11 protein-coding genes are annotated in these 17,607 nt (G+C 68.6%); 4 read left to right on the top strand and 7 right to left on the bottom strand.

The features are described from left to right. Positions 1-272: 272 nt before the first annotated feature. From ACFOWB_RS04835 to ACFOWB_RS04815, 5 genes are all read right to left on the bottom strand, one after another. Entirely contained in the window at positions 273-1,124 is an 852-nt protein-coding gene (locus ACFOWB_RS04835; protein ID WP_378145947.1) for a TorF family putative porin, read from the bottom strand. A gap of 466 nt (positions 1,125-1,590) precedes the next feature. Continuing rightward, positions 1,591-2,166 (bottom strand): sarcosine oxidase subunit gamma, encoded by a 576-nt coding sequence (locus ACFOWB_RS04830; protein ID WP_261405577.1) that lies wholly within the window; start codon positions 2,164-2,166, stop codon positions 1,591-1,593. Next, positions 2,159-5,140, bottom strand: a complete 2,982-nt coding sequence (locus tag ACFOWB_RS04825) for a sarcosine oxidase subunit alpha family protein (RefSeq protein ID WP_261405578.1) — start codon at positions 5,138-5,140, stop codon at positions 2,159-2,161. Before ACFOWB_RS04825 ends, ACFOWB_RS04830 begins: the two co-directional genes overlap by 8 nt. After that, complete coding sequence (locus tag ACFOWB_RS04820; RefSeq protein ID WP_261405579.1) at positions 5,137-5,421, bottom strand: sarcosine oxidase subunit delta; 285 nt, start codon at positions 5,419-5,421, stop codon at positions 5,137-5,139. Before ACFOWB_RS04820 ends, ACFOWB_RS04825 begins: the two co-directional genes overlap by 4 nt. A gap of 152 nt (positions 5,422-5,573) precedes the next feature. Then, positions 5,574-6,833 (bottom strand): sarcosine oxidase subunit beta family protein, encoded by a 1,260-nt coding sequence (locus ACFOWB_RS04815; protein WP_261405580.1) that lies wholly within the window; start codon positions 6,831-6,833, stop codon positions 5,574-5,576. Between the two features lie 158 nt (positions 6,834-6,991). On the opposite strand from ACFOWB_RS04815, the gene ACFOWB_RS04810 reads away from it, so the two are divergent. After that, entirely contained in the window at positions 6,992-7,963 is a 972-nt protein-coding gene (locus ACFOWB_RS04810; RefSeq protein ID WP_261405581.1) for a LysR family transcriptional regulator, read from the top strand. A gap of 81 nt (positions 7,964-8,044) precedes the next feature. On the opposite strand, the gene ACFOWB_RS04805 is transcribed toward ACFOWB_RS04810, so the two are convergent. After that, a complete protein-coding gene (locus tag ACFOWB_RS04805; RefSeq protein WP_378145944.1) occupies positions 8,045-10,540 on the bottom strand; it encodes a TonB-dependent receptor in 2,496 nt (831 codons plus the stop codon). Positions 10,541-10,931: 391 nt separating this feature from the next. Here ACFOWB_RS04805 and ACFOWB_RS04800 point away from each other — a divergent pair, with 391 nt between their 5' ends. The 3 genes from ACFOWB_RS04800 (at position 10,932) to ACFOWB_RS04790 (ending at position 16,463) form a co-directional block, all read left to right on the top strand. Beyond that, positions 10,932-12,740: a pyrroloquinoline quinone-dependent dehydrogenase gene (locus ACFOWB_RS04800; protein WP_378145942.1), complete on the top strand. Its 1,809-nt coding sequence runs from the start codon at positions 10,932-10,934 to the stop codon at positions 12,738-12,740. A gap of 277 nt (positions 12,741-13,017) precedes the next feature. Beyond that, entirely contained in the window at positions 13,018-15,213 is a 2,196-nt protein-coding gene (locus ACFOWB_RS04795) for a TonB-dependent siderophore receptor (RefSeq protein ID WP_261405585.1), read from the top strand. After that, complete coding sequence (locus ACFOWB_RS04790) at positions 15,210-16,463, top strand: MFS transporter (RefSeq protein ID WP_261405586.1); 1,254 nt, start codon at positions 15,210-15,212, stop codon at positions 16,461-16,463. The genes ACFOWB_RS04795 and ACFOWB_RS04790 overlap by 4 nt, the downstream gene beginning before the upstream one ends. A gap of 108 nt (positions 16,464-16,571) precedes the next feature. On the opposite strand, the gene ftsY is transcribed toward ACFOWB_RS04790, so the two are convergent. Further along, positions 16,572-17,510 carry a signal recognition particle-docking protein FtsY gene (gene ftsY, locus ACFOWB_RS04785; RefSeq protein WP_315855198.1) on the bottom strand — a complete coding sequence of 313 codons (939 nt, stop codon included), beginning with the start codon at positions 17,508-17,510 and terminating at the stop codon, positions 16,572-16,574. Between the last annotated feature and the right edge of the window lie 97 nt (positions 17,511-17,607).

The following is a 17,607-nucleotide window of genomic DNA, read 5'->3' as shown; positions in this document are numbered from 1 at the left end:
CATGCCCGAGCTTTGCTCGAGCATCCACGACTTCGGCGCAGCGCTCCACGATTCCAGAAGGTCGTGGACTCCCGGCCGCCGCCGGGCATGACGGCTGAGGCGAGCCGGACCGATTTCATCACGCTCTCATGAAAAAAGCCGCGCCGGGAGCGATCCCGACGCGGCCTTTTTCATGAGGCTGCGGCGGTCCCCCGGAGGGACCCCGCGCAAAGAAAAACGCCGCGCCCAGAAGAGCGCGGCGTTTCTGGAGAGACCGTTAGGGTCTCAGCCGATCACTTCAGCTTCGAGAGCGAGGTGTCGAAGGAGAGCTTGGCCACGACGCGGCTGTCGCAGGACTTCGAGAAGCCGGTGTACGCGAAGCACTCGCCCTTCTTCAGGTCGGTGTCCGAGTAGCGGACGTCGAGGGTCATGGCCTTGTAGGTCACGCCGGCGCCGACGTTCCAGGTCAGGTAGTCGGGGAGGAACGCGCCGAACTTCTCGCGCTTCACCCACTGCTTGCCGAGCTCGCCCGAGACGTAGAAGCCGAGGTCCGGGAAGGCGTCGACCGGGATGGAGACCTTCGGGATGACCGAGAGGTACAGGCCGTCGCCGCTGACGTTCGCGTAGTCGGAGGTCCAGTAGATGTTACCGGTCAGCGACACGACGTCCATGAAGGTCACGGACGGCTTGGCGTAGAGCTCCCAGTAGTCCAGCTCGCGGAGGTTGGCGAAGCGGGCGGTGTTGTCGCGCTCGCCCGGGTACCAGTAGTACAGGCCGCCGACGTCGATGGCGACCGGGCCGAGGGTGGCGCGATAGCCGGCGTAGAAGTCGACTTCGGCCGACGGATCGGTCTGGAAGGGCTGGTTGAACTGGACGCTCGAGGCCCAAACGCCGGCGTAGAAGCCGTACGCCTGCAGCTCAGCGTAGCCCTGGATCGCCGGGTCGCTCTGGCTCTGCGAGAGGCCGCGGAAGGTGTAGTCGGTCACGCCGGCGACGCCGAAGGCGACGTCGATCACGGACGGAACTTCGGCGATCACCGCCGGCTCCGGAGCGGCGAGATCGGCCGCGGTCGCGCTGCCCGCGATGAGGGCGGCGCCGGCGACGCCGGCAAGGGCCTTAAGGGTAAAGCCGAAAGTCTTGTTCATCTGAAGTCCCCGATTCTTAAACACGCTCAGGCGGTTGCCAGTGAAAATCGGCCCACCCCGGTCGAAAGTCGAGCCCGATTTTTAAGCTTGGAGCGCGTAGCGCGGCGAAGATGCTTTTTTGTCACACTTTGTAGTGTGGCAAGACCATCAACACTTAACTTCTGTTAGGCTTTGGATATTGGCAAGTCGCGGCAGATGCGGGCCGCCGCATAATCTTCAGAAAGCCGCCACGCCTCGGACGCAGATCGGCGTCTGGAGAAGTCAAGAGACGTATCTCTACGTTCTCACACCCACTTGGGATTGGAATCGGTCGAGGACGCATCGCGCATGTGCATGGCCGGCGACGGCCGGCCGAAGATTTTTCATGTTGCGGCGCCACCAAGGCGGGACGCGGCTGCGCGCGCCATGCGCAACCAGGGAGGACGGGACGCCCCGCCCGCCTAATTTTTAGGCGAACACGGACACGTCAGAGCGCCGCGTCGATCCCGCGGGCCGCCCCCGCATGGGCGATCCACCGCCACAGGGTCGCGGCGTAGGAGCGGAAGACCGCGATCTCATAGGTCGGAGCGTCGTCGACCTGCCATAGATGGACCGCGACGCCGCTCGCATGGGTCGCGGCGGCGGCGCCGGGCCCGAAGGCGCGCGGATGCAGATCGATCGAGACCAGCGTGGAGAGGATCTCGCGCGCCGCAGGCCCCGAGAGCGACAGCGTCGTGCGCCCGTCCGACTGGTCGACGACGGCGGCCGGCAGCCCCGAGGGATCGGCCGAAGGGTCGCTCGAGACGAACAGCCACTTGCCGGGCCCCGCGCCGATGAACGCGCTCGCGCCGGCCGCAGCCCGCACGGGGCCGGCCGGAAGATCCAGGCCGTAGCGTTCGCGGACAGCGGCGGCGAGCTCGTCCTCGCGTCCCTTGAAGGCCGCCACGGTGGCGACCAGCACATCTTGGACCTCGCGCAGGCGCGCGCCCGGGGCTGAGCCCGGCGCGGAGGCCGGCGCGACATGGGCGCGAAGCGCGGAACGGGCGATCAGGGGCTCAGGCACGGAGGCGCGCTCCTTCGGGATCGACAAAGCAGGGCGAGACCACTTCGCATTCGACGTCGCCGTCGCGCACCGGATCGAACACGCGGACGATCTCGCCCATGCGCTCCGGCCCGCGCGAGAGCAGCGCGAGCGCGATCCAGTGCCCGTTTGAGGGCGAATAGGCCGCCGAGGTCACATAGCCCTCGTCATTGGCCGCGACCGGCTGGACGCCGCGCTTCACGAGATGGGCGCCGGCGCGCAGCCGCGCGGTCCGGTCGACCGGCCGCAGGCCGACCAGCGTCGGCCGGTTCGGATCGACGAGCCCGTCGCGCGTCGCGAGCGTGCGGCCGACGAAGTCCTTCTTGGTCGAGAGCAGGCCCGTCATGCCGAGATCGCCGGCGGTCGTCTGGCCGTTGATCTCGGGGCCGGCGGCGTGGCCCTTCTCGATGCGCATCACGGCGAGCGCCTCGGCGCCGTAGGGGCAGATGCCGAACGGCTCGCCCGCCTTGACGATGGCGCGGATCATGGCGTCGCCGTAGCGGGCGGGAACCGCGAGCTCATAGGCGAGCTCGCCCGAGAAGGAGAGCCGGAACAGCCGCGCCTTCACGCCGCCGCAGACGGTGAGCTCCTTCACGCCGAGGAACGGCAGGCCCTCGTTCGAGACGTCATTGCCCTCGTCGACCAGCGCCGCGACGACGTCGCGCGCCCGCGGTCCGGCGATGGCGTATTTGGCCCACTGGTCGGTGATCGAGGCGAGGTGGACGTCGAGCTCCGGGAACAGCCACTGACGGCAGAACTCGAGATGGCGCATCATCTGCGCGGCGTGCGCCGTCGAGGTCGTGAGGTAGTAGTGGCCCTCGGCGAGCCGCGCGATCGTGCCGTCGTCGAGCACGAAGCCGTCCTCGCGCAGCGCGAGGCCATAGCGGGCCTTGCCGACCGGCATCTTGGAGAAGGCGCTCGTATAGACGCGGTCGAGGAAGGCGCCGGCGTCCGGACCCTGCACGTCGATCTTGCCGAGCGTCGAGGCGTCGTAGACCCCGACCTTGGTGCGGACCGTCGTGACCTCGCGGACCATGGACTCGAACCAGTCCTTCTCGCCGGCCTGCGGGAAATAGGCCGCGCGCATCCACTGGCCGGTCTCGACGAAGACCGCGCCCTGCTCCTCGGCGAAGAAATGGCTCGGAGGCAGGCGGGTCGGCCGGTACTCCTTGCCGCGGTGGGCGCCGCCGAGCGCGCCGAGCGCGACCGGGGCGAAGGGCGAGCGGGCGAGCGTCGATCCGGTCTGCGGGATCGTGCGGCCCGTGACCTCGGCCATGATCGCGAGGCCGAGCACGTTGCCGGTCTTGCCCTGGTCGGTCGCCATGCCGAGCGTGGTGTAGCGCTTCAGGTGCTCGACCGAGACGAAGCCCTCGCGGGCCGCGAGCTCGACGTCCTTGACCGAGACGTCGTTCTGGAAGTCGACGAAGGCCTTGGCCTTGGAACCGGAGACGCGCCAGGGACCCGCGCCGTAGACCTCTTCGGGCTCCGGCTCGACGTCGGGACGGTCGAAGCCGCCGCCGGAGAAGCCCGCTGCCTCGGCCGCCGCCCGTCCGGCCTGCGCGCCCTCGGCGAGGCACTGGGCGAGCCCGAAGGCGCCCGACGCCGCGCCCGCCACCGCCATGCCGGCGGGCGCCTGGCCCGGCAGGAACGCCGCCAGGCGATCGTCCCAGCGCGGCCTCGCGCCGTGGTGGGAGGAGAGCTGCACCGAGGGGTTCCAGCCGCCCGAGACCGCGATGAGGTCGCAGGGGACGTCGAGCGTCCCGCCCTTGGCGGAGGCGATCCGCGCGCCCGCCACCGCGCCGCGGCCCAAGGCTTCCACCACCTGGCCGCCAAACAGCAGGGTGGCGCCCGCCGCCTTGGCCGCCGCCTGAAGCGCCGTCGCGTCGCCGCGCGCGTCGACCACCGCGGCGACCTCGCAGCCGGCCGCGGCGAGGTCCGCCACCGTGCGGGCGGCGTCGTCATTGTTGGCGAAGACGACCGCGCGCCGGCCCGGCGCCGCTCCGAAACGGTTGAGATACGAACGAACGGCGCCCGCCGCCATGACGCCCGGGCGGTCGTTGTTTCCGAAGGCGATCGGACGCTCGATCGCGCCGGCCGCGAGCACCGTCCGCTTCGCCACGATGCGCCAGTAGCGCTGCCGCGGCTGATGGGGCGCCGGAACCGGCAGATGGTCCGCCACCTTCTCGATCGCCCCGTAGACGCCGTCGTCATAGACGCCGAACACGGCCGTGCGCTTCAGCAGCGTCACGTCGGGCAGCGCGGCGAGCTCGGCCTCCGCCTGCGCGGCCCATTGCGCGGCCGGGACGCCGCCGACCGTCAGGCGCTCGGCGAGAAGCCGTCCGCCGAGCGCGAAGTCCTCTTCGGCCAGCACGACGCGAGCGCCCGAGCGTCCGGCGGCGAGCGCAGCCGCAAGGCCCGCAGGGCCCGAGCCGATCACCAGCACGTCGCAGTGGACGGTCGCCTTCTCATATTCGTCGGGATCGGCCTCGCCCGAGAGACTGCCGAGACCCGCGGCGCGGCGGATGAGCGGCTCGTAGAGCTTCTCCCAGAAGGCCGCAGGCCACATGAAGGTCTTGTAGTAGAAGCCCGCCGTGAACATCGGCGCGGCGAGCTGGTTGACGGCCATCAGGTCGAAGGCGAGCGAAGGCCAGCGGTTCTGGCTCTGCGCGGTCAGGCCGTCATAGAGCTCGGCGGTCGTGGCCTTGACGTTCGGCTCGCGCCGCGCGCCGGTGCGGAGCTCGACCAGGCCGTTCGGCTCCTCCGCGCCGGCCGAGACCAAGCCGCGGGGGCGGTGATACTTGAACGAGCGCCCGACGAGCTTGACGCCGTTGGCGACGAGCGCCGAGGCCAGCGTGTCGCCGGCGTGGCCCTCGAGGGTCTTGCCGTCGAAGCTGAACGACAGCCTCTTGGCGCGGTCGACGAGGCCGCCGGCGGGCAGGCGATGCGACTGGCTCACTTGGCTTCTCCGCGGGCGAGCGCGACGTCCTTGGCGACCTCGACGGCCTCGATCGCATGGGTGCGGGTGTCGCGGGTGACGACCAGCCAGGACTGGCAGCCGGACGCGTGCTGCCAGAGCTCGCGGTGGCGGCCGAACGGATTCTCGCGGGTGTGGACGTAGTCGACGAAGTCGGCGAGCGCCGTCTCCGCGGCCGGGTCGGGACGCACGACGGTCGCGTCGCCGAGATAGGAGAACTCGTCGACGCCGCGGGCGCCGCAATAGGGACAAGCGATGCGCATGGGTCAAATACCCGCCGTCATCCCGGCCGCAGCGAAGCGGAGAGCCGGGATCGTAATCAGGAAAGGCGCTTTGTTCGGAAGGCGATCCCGGCTCTGCGCGGCGTCGCCGCTTCGGCCGGGATGACGGTGAACCTGTCTCATCGTCTGCCCCCTCAGTGCAGGTTCGGCTGGGCGCCGACGCCCTTTTCGTCGATCGTCCGGCCGGTGGCGAAGCGATCGAGGCGGTAGGCGGTCGCGACCGGGTGCGGAGCGTCCTTGGCGATGAGATGGGCGAACGAGTCGCCCGAGGCCGGCGTCGCCTTGAAGCCGCCGTAGCACCAGCCGGCGTTGAGATAGAGGCCCTCGACCGGCGTCGTGTCGATGATCGGCGAGCCGTCCATCGACATGTCCATGATGCCGCCCCAGGAGCGCAGCAGCTTCACGCGGCCGATCGCCGGCATCACCGCCATGCCGCTTTCCAGCACGTCCTCGACGGTCGGCAGGTTTCCACGCTGGGCGTAGGAGTTGTAGCCGTCGATGTCGCCGCCGAAGACGAGGCCGCCCTTGTCGGACTGCGAGACGTAGAAATGTCCCGCGCCGAAGGTGCAGACCGTGTCGATGAAGGGCTTGATTCCCTCGCTCACGAAGGCCTGCAGCGCGTGGCTCTCGATCGGCAGGCGCAGGCCCGCCATGGCGGCGACGCGCGAGGAGTTGCCCGCGCAGGCGAGCCCGACCTTCGACGCGCCGACGAAGCCGCGGCTGGTCTCGACGCCCTCGATGCGGCCGTCCTCGATGCGGAAGCCGGTCACTTCGCAGTTCTGGATGATGTCGACGCCGAAGCCGTCCGCCGAGCGGGCGTAGCCCCAGGCGACGGCGTCGTGGCGCACCGTGCCGGCGCGCTTCTGGCGGAGCGCGCCCTTGATCGGGAAGCGGGCGTTGTCGAAGTCGAGCATCGGCAGGATGCGCTTCAGCTCCGGCGCGTCGACCAGTTCGGCGTCGACGCCGTGCATGCGCATGGCGTTGCCCCGGCGGGCGTAGGCGTCGCGCTGCCCGTCGGAATGGAACAGGTTGAGGATGCCGCGCTGGCTGACCATCGCGTTGTAGTTGAGGTCCTGCTCCAGCCCCTCCCACAGCTTCATCGAATGTTCGTAGAACGGGATGTTGCCGGGCAGCAGATAGTTGGAGCGCACGATCGTGGTGTTGCGCCCGACATTGCCGCCGCCGATCCAGCCCTTCTCGAGCACGGCGACGTTGCGCACGCCGTAGGTCTTGGCGAGGTAGTGCGCCGTCGCGAGCCCGTGGCCGCCGCCGCCGACGATGACGACGTCATAATGCGGCTTCGGTTCGGGGCTGCGCCAGGCGGGCTTCCAGCCGGTGTGGCCGCGCAGGGTTTCGCGCAGCAGGGAGAAGATCGAGTAGCGGTCTGTCGACATGGGGCTCAACGCATCCGGCGGTCGTCGATCAGGGGACGATCGACCCGGCGGCTTGCACCCTCAATATAAGTTTGAGTTATAGTGCATGTCGTGAGGCCGTCATGCGGGCGCGTCGCGGTCGCCGCGCCCGCATGACGGCCGTCGTTCACGGACCGAGCATGCCCTCCCGACCCGACGACCTGCCCTTCGACCTGCGCGCCCTCACCATCTTCCTCGCGGCCTGCGAGGAGGGCGGGATGGCCGCCGCCGCCCGCCGCCTCGGGCTGACCCAGCCCGCGATCTCGAGCGCGGTCGCCGATCTCGAGGCCCGGCTTGGAGCCGCGCTGTTCGACCGCTCGGTGCGCCCGCTCGCGCTGACGCCGGCCGGCGCGCTGCTGCGCCAACGGGCGAGCGCGCTCGTCTCGGAAGCCCGGCAGATCGCGCCGGGCCTCAGCGAGATCGCCCGCGGACGGCTACCGCTGGTGCGCATCGGCCTCGTCGACTCGCTGTCGCGCGCGCTGTCGGCGCCGCTCGCCGAGCATCTTCGCGGCCGCGCCGAGGAGGTGTCGATCCGCTCCGGGCTCACCGCGGCCCACGCCGGCGCGCTGGTGACCCGCAATCTCGAGGTGATGATCGGCGCGGATGATCTGGGCGATCTCGACGGGGTCGAACGCTGGCCGATCGCGGGCGAGACCTACGTGCTGTCGCTGCCGCTCGGGGTCGTCGCGCCGCGCTCGACCGCCGAGCTCATGACGCTCGCGCGCGAGCTCACCTTCGTGCGCTACAGCGCCCGCTCCTCGACGGGGGTCGAGATCGACCGGCACCTGCGGCGGCTCGGCGTCGAGCTTCCGCGCGGTCTCGAATTCGACACGCCCTACGGCGTCGCCGCGACCGTCGCGGCCGGCGGAGGCTTCGCGCTGACGACGCCGCTTTGCGCCTATGAGTCCGGTGTCGATCTCTCCCGGATCGGCTTCGCCCCGACACCGGGGCCGCAGGCGACGCGGCGGATCACGCTGGTGGCGTTGGCGCGCTCGCTTGGGCGGCTCCCTGCGCGGCTCGCCGAATTCGCCCGGACCGAGCTTCGCGCCACGGCTCTGCCGCCGATCGAGCGCGCCTCCCCGGCGCTTGCGGCCGCGATCGAGGTCTCCTGACGCCTCAAGCGAAAACGGCCGGTCCCGAAGGACCGGCCGCTCGCAGAGGCCGCTTGGAGGAACGGCTCAGGACTTGATGGCTCAGTATTTGGTGACCAGCGGCTCGACCGGCGGCGGCGGGTTGAACCGGTAGTTCAGCCCCGCATAGAAGGTGATCGGGCGGGCCGGGGTGAGCGAGCGCGGATCCGACAGGTTCAGGAAGCCGATGTCGTCGGTCTCGAAGAAGGTCGCCGAGGTCTCGTACTTCTTGTCGAACAGGTTCTTGATCCCGCCGAACAGCTTGAGCTCCCGGGTGATCTGGTACGAGGTGTTGACGTCCACCACCGCATAGCCGTCGAGCTTCGGGAACCGGTTGTTCTCGTCGCCCACGATGTATTGCGCGCTGTTGATGATGACGTCGGCGCCGACCGTCCATTCCGGAGTGACGCGGTACGACGCGCCCGCCTTGAACTGGTGGTCCGGGATGCCGGTCAGCTTGTCGCCCTTCTTGACCTGCAGGCCCCGCGGCCCGGCCGCCGGGCTGTTGGAGTTGAGCGTGATGTCCTTCCGGAACGTCGCGTCGATGTAGGAGTAGTTGGCGTAGATCGCCCACTTGTCGGCGTAGTACTGCGCCGCGAGCTCGACGCCCTGGCGGCGGGTCTTGCCGGCGTCGACGAAGAAGCCGCGGCCGGTGATGTTCTGGCTCGCCACCTGGAAGATGTCGTTGGTGTTCTCGCCGCGATAGGCCGAGACGCTCCAGGCGAACACGCCGTCGAACACGCTGTGGCGGCCGCGGAAGCCGGCTTCGGCGGTGCGCGTGATGACCTGCTTCAGAGGCGGATCGGACACGAGCGTGGCTTCAAGCGGGCACGGCACGTTCTCGTCGGCGCAGGCGAGCTCGAGCGGCGTCGGCGCGCGGTTCGTCTCGGCGTAGGAGGCGAAGCCGGTGATCTCGGAGGTGAACTTGTAGGTCATGCCGACCATCGGGTTCACGCGCGAGAAGTCATGGGTGCCGTCGAGGCTCTTGTCGGCGCGGTTGCCGTTCTTCTTGAGCGGGAAGATCGTGCGGCGATCCTCAAGCTCGATGCGGGCGAAGTTGAAGCGCGCGCCGGCCGTCACCGACAGCCTGTCGGTCAGATCGAGCGTGTCGGAGGCGTACAGGCCGAAGTACTGGTTCTTGCCCACCACATCGACCGGAATGATGCCGCCCGGTATCGTCGTGTAGTATTCCTGGCCGGTGCCGATGCACTGCAGGTTCGCCGGGATGACGCAGAGCTCGCTCCACCCCTTGAAGTCCGTCTTGCCGTAATCGTAGGTCGCGCCGACCACGAAGTGGTTCTTGCGGCCGAAGAACTCGGACTCGTTGGAGGCCTGCAGCGTGGCGCCGGCGGCGTCGGTGCGGGTGCGCGAGCGCTCGATCGAGCCCGGCGTCGAGCCAGGACCGAAAGCGTCGTCGTTGGCCGGGAAGCCCGGGTTACGGACGCGCTTGCCGGTGTCCGGATCGCGGAGATAACGGCGGGGATCGATGTCGTTGTTATTGTTGTTGTTGTTGTTGTTGTTGTTGTTGTTGTTGTTGTTGTTGTCGTCGTCATCGTCGTCTTCGACGAGGCACATGAACTGCGGCTCGCCCGGGCAGGGCCTCGCCTCGGTGTCGTTGCCGTCGACGCCGTCGCGCTTGTACTTGCGATAGTAGGCGTTGGCCTCGAGCGACCAGTTGTTCGGCAGCTCGAACTTCCCCGAGAGGTTCAGCATGCCCATCTCGTTCTCGTTCACCTGGTCGCCGGTGTAGACGTTGCGGCGGCGCTGCTCGAGAAGCTCGAAGGGGGTCGGGCCGACCACTCCGAGGCTGTTCTTGGCGTAGGTGGCGTTGAGGTGGATCTCGGCGGAGTCGGTCTTGTAGCCGATGTCGCCGAAGAAGCGGCGGAGCTTCGACTCGGAATAGTCGCGCCAGCCGCCGTCCCGGGCGCCTTCGAGCGCGATATAGGCCGCCCAGGGGCCGACCTGCGTGCCCCATTGCGCCGAACCCTGGTAGCGGCCGAAGGAGCCGATCTGGCTCTCGAGCTCGACGCCCTGGAACGTAAAGCCGTTCTTGGTCTGGAAGCTCAGCGCGCCGCCCAGCGCGTTGAGGCCGAACACCGGGTTGTTGGTCCAGATGTCGGTGCGGTCGATCGCGACCTGCGGGATGAAGTCGTAGTTGACCGTGTCGCCGAAGCTTTCGTTGACGCGCACGCCGTTCTGATAGACGGCCAGACCCTGAGGAACGCCGACGAGACCGCCCGACTGGTAGCCGCGGAACTGGATTTCCTTGTTGAACGGGTTGCCCGTGACGTCGCTGACGTTGAGGCTCGGCACCTGCCGCTGGAGGCCTTCCTGCGGCGTCAGGTTGCCGTTGGCGCGGAGCTCCGCGCCGTCGACGGTCACGACGTTGGCCGGGATCTTGTCGCGGTCGATGCCGTCGCCGCCGATCGGCGTCGTGCCGATGACCTCGATCCCCTCAAGCGCCGTCGTGCCGGCGTCCTGCGCTCTGGCCGCGACGGAACCCAGCGCAAATGCGCTCGCCGAGGCGAGCAGCAGCGCGACACGCATGCGTGACGTCATTTCGATAATCCCCCCGACGCCACGCGACTCGTTGGTGCATGGCGAACCTTCACAATCTGTACAGCGACGCCGGGTTCGCCATCAATCCGCCGTGAGTGTGGCGAAATACGATACCTAAGCTAAGATGCTGATATGCAACATTATTATTAAATCCTTAGATTACTGATCTCTGCTTTTTGCAGAATATTGCCCTTCACATGAAAGTGAGTTGAAGACGAAGCGCGGCATGTTCGCGTGCTAATCATGACACTGCTTCACTCTATCCCGCCGCCCTCTGTTTCCGCGGTTTCGGCCTTTTGAGCCATTGCGGCGAAGGCCGGTTCGGGCGCTAGATCGCCGCCGAGACGCCACGGCTCGACAACAGAAACGGCGTCCGCCCGAGGTCTCGCCGATGACGCGTCTTCGCTTCGCCGCCTGCCTGGCGCTTCTCGCCGCTGTTGCGGGAGCAGCCCCGCTTCGAGCCGGGCCGGTCGACGATGCGCGGCTCAAGGCCGCCGACGGCGACGCGGCCGACTGGCTGCTGCCGGGGCGTGACTATGGCGGCCGCCGCTTCTCGCCGATTTCGTCCATCGACCGGACCAGCGTGAAGCGCCTCGCGCCGAAATGGATCTACCAGACCGGATACGCCGCGACGTTCCAGACGTCGCCCGTCGTCGCCGACGGGGTGATGTATCTGACCGCGCCGTTCTCCCACGTGATGGCGGTCGACGCCGCGACCGGGCGCGAGCTCTGGCGCTACGAGCACAAGTCCAAGGCCAAGAAGCTGTGCTGCGGGCCGGCGAACCGGGGAGCCTCGCTCGGCTACGGCAAGGTGTTCGTCGCGACCGTCGACGCGCGCCTCGTCGCGCTCGACCAGGCGACCGGCAAGGTGGTGTGGGACCGCCCGCTCACCGACGCCGCCGACGAGGAGGCGCGCGGCGAGGACCGCGCGACGCTCGGGAACGCTGATCCCGCGCTCAAAGGCGAGGTCTCGGGCGCGACTGGCGTCGGCGCCAACGCCGCGCCGCTCGTCTATGACGGGCTCGTGGTCTCCGGCATCACCGGCGTCGGCTACGGGCTCCATCTCGACGCGCCGCGGCCGGGCGCGCCGCTCGGCGCGGTGATCGGGGTCGCGGGCCGCTACGGGCGCCCCGGCTTCATGGCTGCGTTCGACGCCAGGACCGGCGAGCCGGTCTGGAAGTTCGACGTCACGGTCCCGGACTGGGAGGGCTCCTATTCGGAGGCGACCGCTTATGGCGTCCCGCTCCACCGCGACGTGGCGGCCGAGAAGGCCGCTGCGGCGGAACACAAGGACGCCTGGAAATATGGCGGCGGCTCGATCTGGCATGCGCCCGCTTACGACCCCGAGCGCGGCCTGCTGTTCTTCGGCGTCGGAAACCCCTCGCCGCAGTCGGCCGGAGAGAGCCGCCCGGGCGACAATCTCCACACCTCCTCGCTCGTCGCCGTGGACGCCAAGACCGGAAAGCTGCGCTGGGCGTTCCAGCAGACGCCGCACGACCTCTGGGGCTACGACGTCGCGAGCCCGCCGAGCCTGTTCGACGTCGAGGTGGACGGCCGGAAGATCGCGGCCGTCGGCCAGGCCTCGAAGCTCGGCTGGTACTTCGTGCACGAGCGCGAGACCGGGCGGCTGCTCTACAAATCCGAGCCCTTCTCGCCGCAGCAGAACATGTTCCGCGCGCCGACGCCGGAGGGGATCACGATCGCCCCGGGAGTGGCGGGCGGGGTCAACTGGTCGCCGGCCTCCGTCGATCCGGCGGCCGGCGTCGCCTATGTCGCGGCGATGCACTGGCCCGCGGTCTACCGCGCGAGCACCCTTCCGGCCGAAGGCGGCAAGCCGGAAGTGCGCTACTTCAACATCGAGCCCGTGACGTCCGGGACTTACGGCCTGCTTACGGCGATCGACCTCAAGGCCGGCGGCCGCCTGCTCTGGCAGACCAAGACTCCCGAACCCCTGATCGGCGGCGTTCTGGCCACAGCCGGCGGCCTGGTGTTCAGCGGCGAGGGCGGCGGCGACTTTTCGGCTTTCGACGCCAAAGACGGCGCCAAGCTCTGGAGCTTCAACGCCGGCGCGGGCGTGAACGCGCCGCCGATCGCCTACAAGGCCGGGGGCAAGGACTTCGTCGCGGTGGCGGCCGGCGGCAGCCAGATCTGGGGCTTCCGACAGGGCGGGGCGGTGATCGCCTTCGGCCTGCCGGACTGACGCCGCTGATTTCGGCGGACCGCTCACGGCTTCGTGGCCGGAAGGCAACACGCTTCGACAAGATCATTTGCCGCGACGGCGGCCGCAATCGCCTGTTTTCCGTCTGGGGTTGCGGCCGTCGGACAGAGGTCACGAGGCCTGATCAAGAAAATCAGCTTATCTGGAATTGGTTTAGATCAAATTCTAAACTCTGGGTCGTGTAAGCTATTGTATCTCTGATTGCGCGCCGTCAGGCGCGTCAGTAAGGCCGAACGATGTCTTCATCGGGGGCCTTTCCGTGGCGTATCGCACTCTACTCGCGCTGACTGCATCCGTTTCCATCGCCGCGCTGTCGGCGGGAGCCGCGCATGCGCAGGCCGCCGGCGGCACGCAGCTTGAGGAGATCACGGTCCAGGGCCAGAACCAGGGTCAGGCGACCGGACCGGGCGGCGGCGGGGCGCCGACGATCGACGGCGCTCCGGGCGTCGCCACAAGCGACGGCTACGTGGCGAAGACCACGCGCAGCGGCACCAAGACCGACACGCCGATCCTCGAGGCGCCGGTGGTGATCAATTCGATCACCCAAAAGCAGTTGGAGGACCGCCAGCCCCAGAACCTCCAGGAAGCGCTCGCCTACACGCCCGGCGTCAAGGTCGGGGCGTTCGGCTTCGACCCGCGCTATGACAGCTTCTTCATCCGCGGCGTCGACGTCACCTACACCGGCATCTTCCGCGACGGCCTCCGCCAGTTCAACGCGCCGAACGGCCTGTTCCGCCTGGAACCCTATGGCCTCGAGCAGATCTCGATCCTCAAGGGCCCGGCTTCGGCGATCTACGGCGCGAGCTCGTCGGCCGGCGTCGTCGACCTGATCTCGAAGCGTCCGACCGACTACAAGTTCGCCGAGGTCGAGGCGCAGACCGGCTCGTTCAACCGCGTGCAGGGCGCGTTCGACTTCGGCGGCCCGGTGAACGCCGACGGCTCGGTGATGTTCCGCCTCACGGGCCTCGGACGCAACGCCGGGACCGAGCTCGACGCCGTCAAGGACAACCGCGCCTTCATCGCGCCGGCTCTGACCTTCGAGCCGACCGACGCGACCAAGATCACGCTGCTCGGCGAATATATGGACGCCACGACCGGCGGCTCGGCGGCCTATCAGAACGACTACGACGCCAATTTCGTCACGCGCGGCGCGATCCGCACGCCGCTCGCCTCCGACGACTTCAACGACTTCCGCCAGAAGCAGGGCCGGATCGGCTACGAGTTCGAGCACCAGTTCAACGAGTTCGTCACGCTGCACCAGAACGTGCGCTACTCCGCGCTCTCGACCCGGCAGGAATACAACGGCACCCAGCCGGTCCCCGATCTCAACCTCACGCTGCGCGACACCGGCCTGCTGGTCGACGACGTCCAGGGCGTCGCCGCCGACACTTATCTGCTCACCAAGGTCGAGACCGGACCGGCCCGTCACAAGATCCTGACGGGCTTCGACTACAGCTATCTGAAATACACCGAAAAGCAGGCGTTCGGGACCTTCACCGACCCCAACGACATCTCGAAGCCCGACTACGACGACGCGGGCGCGTTCCCGGCCTACTACCATCAGACCCAGAAGCTGTTCGGCGTCTACGGCCAGGACGAGGTCGAGATCGACCGTTGGCGGCTCACCTTCGGCGGACGCTACGACTGGTTCGACAGCGACTTCCTGTCGAAGACCACCACGACCACGCCGCGCGACACGATCGAGCTGCAGAAGCAGGACGGCGGCAAGTTCACCGGCCGCGTCGGCGTCAGCTACGTGACCGACTTCGGCCTGACGCCGTTCGCGGCCTACGGCACCTCGTTCGTGCCGAACCCCGGCACTGTGATCAACGGCAGCGTCACCAAGCCGACCGTCGGCGAGCAGGTCGAAGCCGGCGTGAAATACGCCCATCCCGGCACCAACTCGCTGATCACCGCTTCGGTGTTCAACCTCAAGCAGAAGGACGGCGTGGTCTACGCGGTCGTCAGCGGGCTGAACCAGCAGACCCAGCTCGACTTCCGCAACCGCGGCTTCGAGCTCGACGCGACCGGCGCCATGCAGAACGGGATCACGCTGCAGGCGGCCTACAGTTATATCGACACGGAGATTTCCAAGCCGGCCAGCCTCGACGGCAAGCAGATCACCGCGATCCCCCGCCATTCCTTCAAGGTCTGGGCGGGCTATGACGCCAAGTCCGGCCCGCTCAAGGGCCTGGGGCTCGGCGCGGGCGTGCGCTACGAAGGCGCGAGCTATGGCGACAACACCAATCGCTCCCAGATCAAGAACGACGGGCGCGCCTTCATCGACGCCAAGGCGAGCTACGAGCTCGAGAATCTGAGCGCCGACCTCAAGGGTCTCAAGCTTCAGGTCAACGCCACAAACCTGCTGGACGACCGCAAGCAGTTCTGCTCGTCGGACTACTGCTACTTCGACCAGGGCCGTCAGGTCATCGCGAGCGTGCGGTACCGCTGGTGAGCCATCCGGCGGCTACGACCGAAGACGGCGCAGAGGCGGGGCGGGACGCCCGCCTGCCCTCGCCCGCCGCCGTCATCGTCGGGGTCGGCGGGCTCTATGTGGCGCAGTCGGTCATCGGCGGCGTCACGTTCCAGGGCCTGCCCGCCGTGCTGCGCCAGACGGGAGCGTCGCTCAACGACATCGCCTTCATCCTGCTCACCGTTCTGCCCTGGTCGTTCAAATTTCTCTGGGCGCCCTGGATCGAGCGGATCCGCCTTCCGGCTTCGGGCGGCAACCGGTCTCGGCTCGTCGTCGGGGCCATCGGCGCGGTCGGCGTCGCCTCGCTCGTCGCCGCCGCGTTCACCGGCCCCACCATGCTCGGCGCAGTGACGACGGCGCTCGTGATCGGCGCGTTCGCCTCGGCCACCGTCGACATCGCCTGCGACGGCTATGCGGTCGAAAGCCTCGCCGAAAGGCACCGCGGCTGGGGCAACGCCGCGCAGGTCGCCGGCGCCTATCTCGGCTCCGCGATCGGCGGCGGCGCCTTCCTCATCCTCATCGACTACGTCGGCTGGCGCGACGCGACCCTCGTGATGGCGGGGGTGCTGGCGGCGCTCGGCCTGCCGTTCCTGCTCGGCCGCAGCCCGCTTCAACCGCACAGGGCCGGCGCCGACCGGCCCTCGCTCGGCGCGGCGCTGAAGCGGCCGGAGGTGCGGCGCGGCATCGCGCTCGTCGGGCTCTACGTGCTCGGCCAGAAGTGGGCCATGGTGCTGATCAGCCCCTTCCTGGTCGACGCGGGCTTGAGCCTCACCACCATCGGGCTCTTCAACGGTTTCATGGGCACCGCCTTCGGCGTGCTCGCCGCGCTGCTCGGCGGCTGGGCGACGCGCCGCTACGGCGCGGCTCCCGTCATGATGGCCTCGCTGCTGGCGCAGGTCGCCGCCACGGCGGGCTTCGCGCTCGCGGCGGCGCTCGCCTGGAAGTCGGTCTATGGGCTCGGCGCCCTGACCGTGCTGAATTCCGGCGTCATGGCGTTCGGCTTCGTGGCGCTCTATGCGGAGCTCATGGGCCGCGCCTCGCTCGACCAGGCGGGCGTCGACTTCACGCTGTTCCAGTGCGGCGACGGGCTGGTGAGCCTAATCGGCTGGCAGCTCGTCGGCATGTTCGGCGACCGGCTGGGCTTCGTCTGGTGTTTTGGGCTTGCGGCCGCCATCGGGCTGGGGGCTGCGGCTGCGCTGCCGAGGCTGGCAAGGCCCTTGTCGCGGACTTGATCCGGGACCCAGAACCGTCGCGGCTTCTGAGAAAAATGCGACGGTCGCGGCCGCCTTTTGAACCGTCTCGGCTCTGGGTCCCGGATCAAGTCCGGGACAAGAAGGCCGCTACTCCCTCGGCAATCCAACGATCGCCCGCGCGAAGGCGTCCGGGTCGAACGGCTCGAGGTCGTCGAGCCCCTCGCCGACGCCGATGAAGTGCACCGGCAGCTTGAAGCGCTCGGCCACCGCCACCAGAATGCCGCCGCGCGCGGTGCCGTCGAGCTTGGTCATCACGAGGCCGGTGATCCCCGCGACCTTGCCAAAGGCCTCCACCTGACCGATCGCGTTCTGGCCGGTGGTCGCGTCGAGCACCAGCACGCTGTCGTGCGGCGCCTCCGGGTCGAGCTTCTTCAGCACCCGCACGATCTTCTCGAGCTCGGCCATCAGCCCGGCCTTGTTCTGCAGCCGTCCGGCGGTGTCGACGATCAAGAGGTCGGCGTCCTCGGCCTTGGCCTTCTGCCAGGCCTCATAGACGAGCGCGGCGGCGTCGGCGCCGGTCTCCTTGGCGACGAAAATCGCGCCCGAACGCTGCGCCCAGACGCCAAGCTGCTCCACCGCCGCCGCGCGGAACGTGTCGCCCGCCGCGAGCACGATCTTGAGGCCGGCCGTCCGGAACGTCTCGGCGATCTTGCCGATCGTCGTGGTCTTGCCGGCGCCGTTGACCCCGACGACGAGCAGCACCGCGGGACGGGCGCTTTCCGGCGGATCGAACGGCCGCGCCACAGGCTCCAGCGCCTTGGCGACCTCCTGGGCCACGATCTGGCGGACGCTCTCGCCGTCGAGCGCCTTCGTGTGGCGCGCCCGGCCCACCGCCTCGACCACCCGCTCGGCCGTGGCGAGGCCGAGATCGGCCTGGATCAGCAGATCCTCGAGTTCGTCGAGCGTCGTGGCGTCGAACTTCTCCTTGGTGAAGAGCTCGGTGATGCCGCGTGTGAGCTGCGACGACGTCTTGGAGAGCCCGGCCTTGAGCCGCGCGAACCAGCCGGTTTCGGTCGTGTCGGTCATCGGGACTTTCGAATTGGATCGGCCGACTGCTTGCTTCGAGACGCGGCCTCGCGGCCGCTCCTCAGCATGAGGAGCGGGGAAGAGTCCATATCCGTTT

The sequence above is a fragment of the Chenggangzhangella methanolivorans genome (assembly GCF_042648545.1).
In the GTDB taxonomy this organism is placed as follows: domain Bacteria; phylum Pseudomonadota; class Alphaproteobacteria; order Rhizobiales; family Methylopilaceae; genus Methylopila; species Methylopila methanolivorans.
This window is presented reverse-complemented; position numbering and strand designations above follow the sequence as displayed.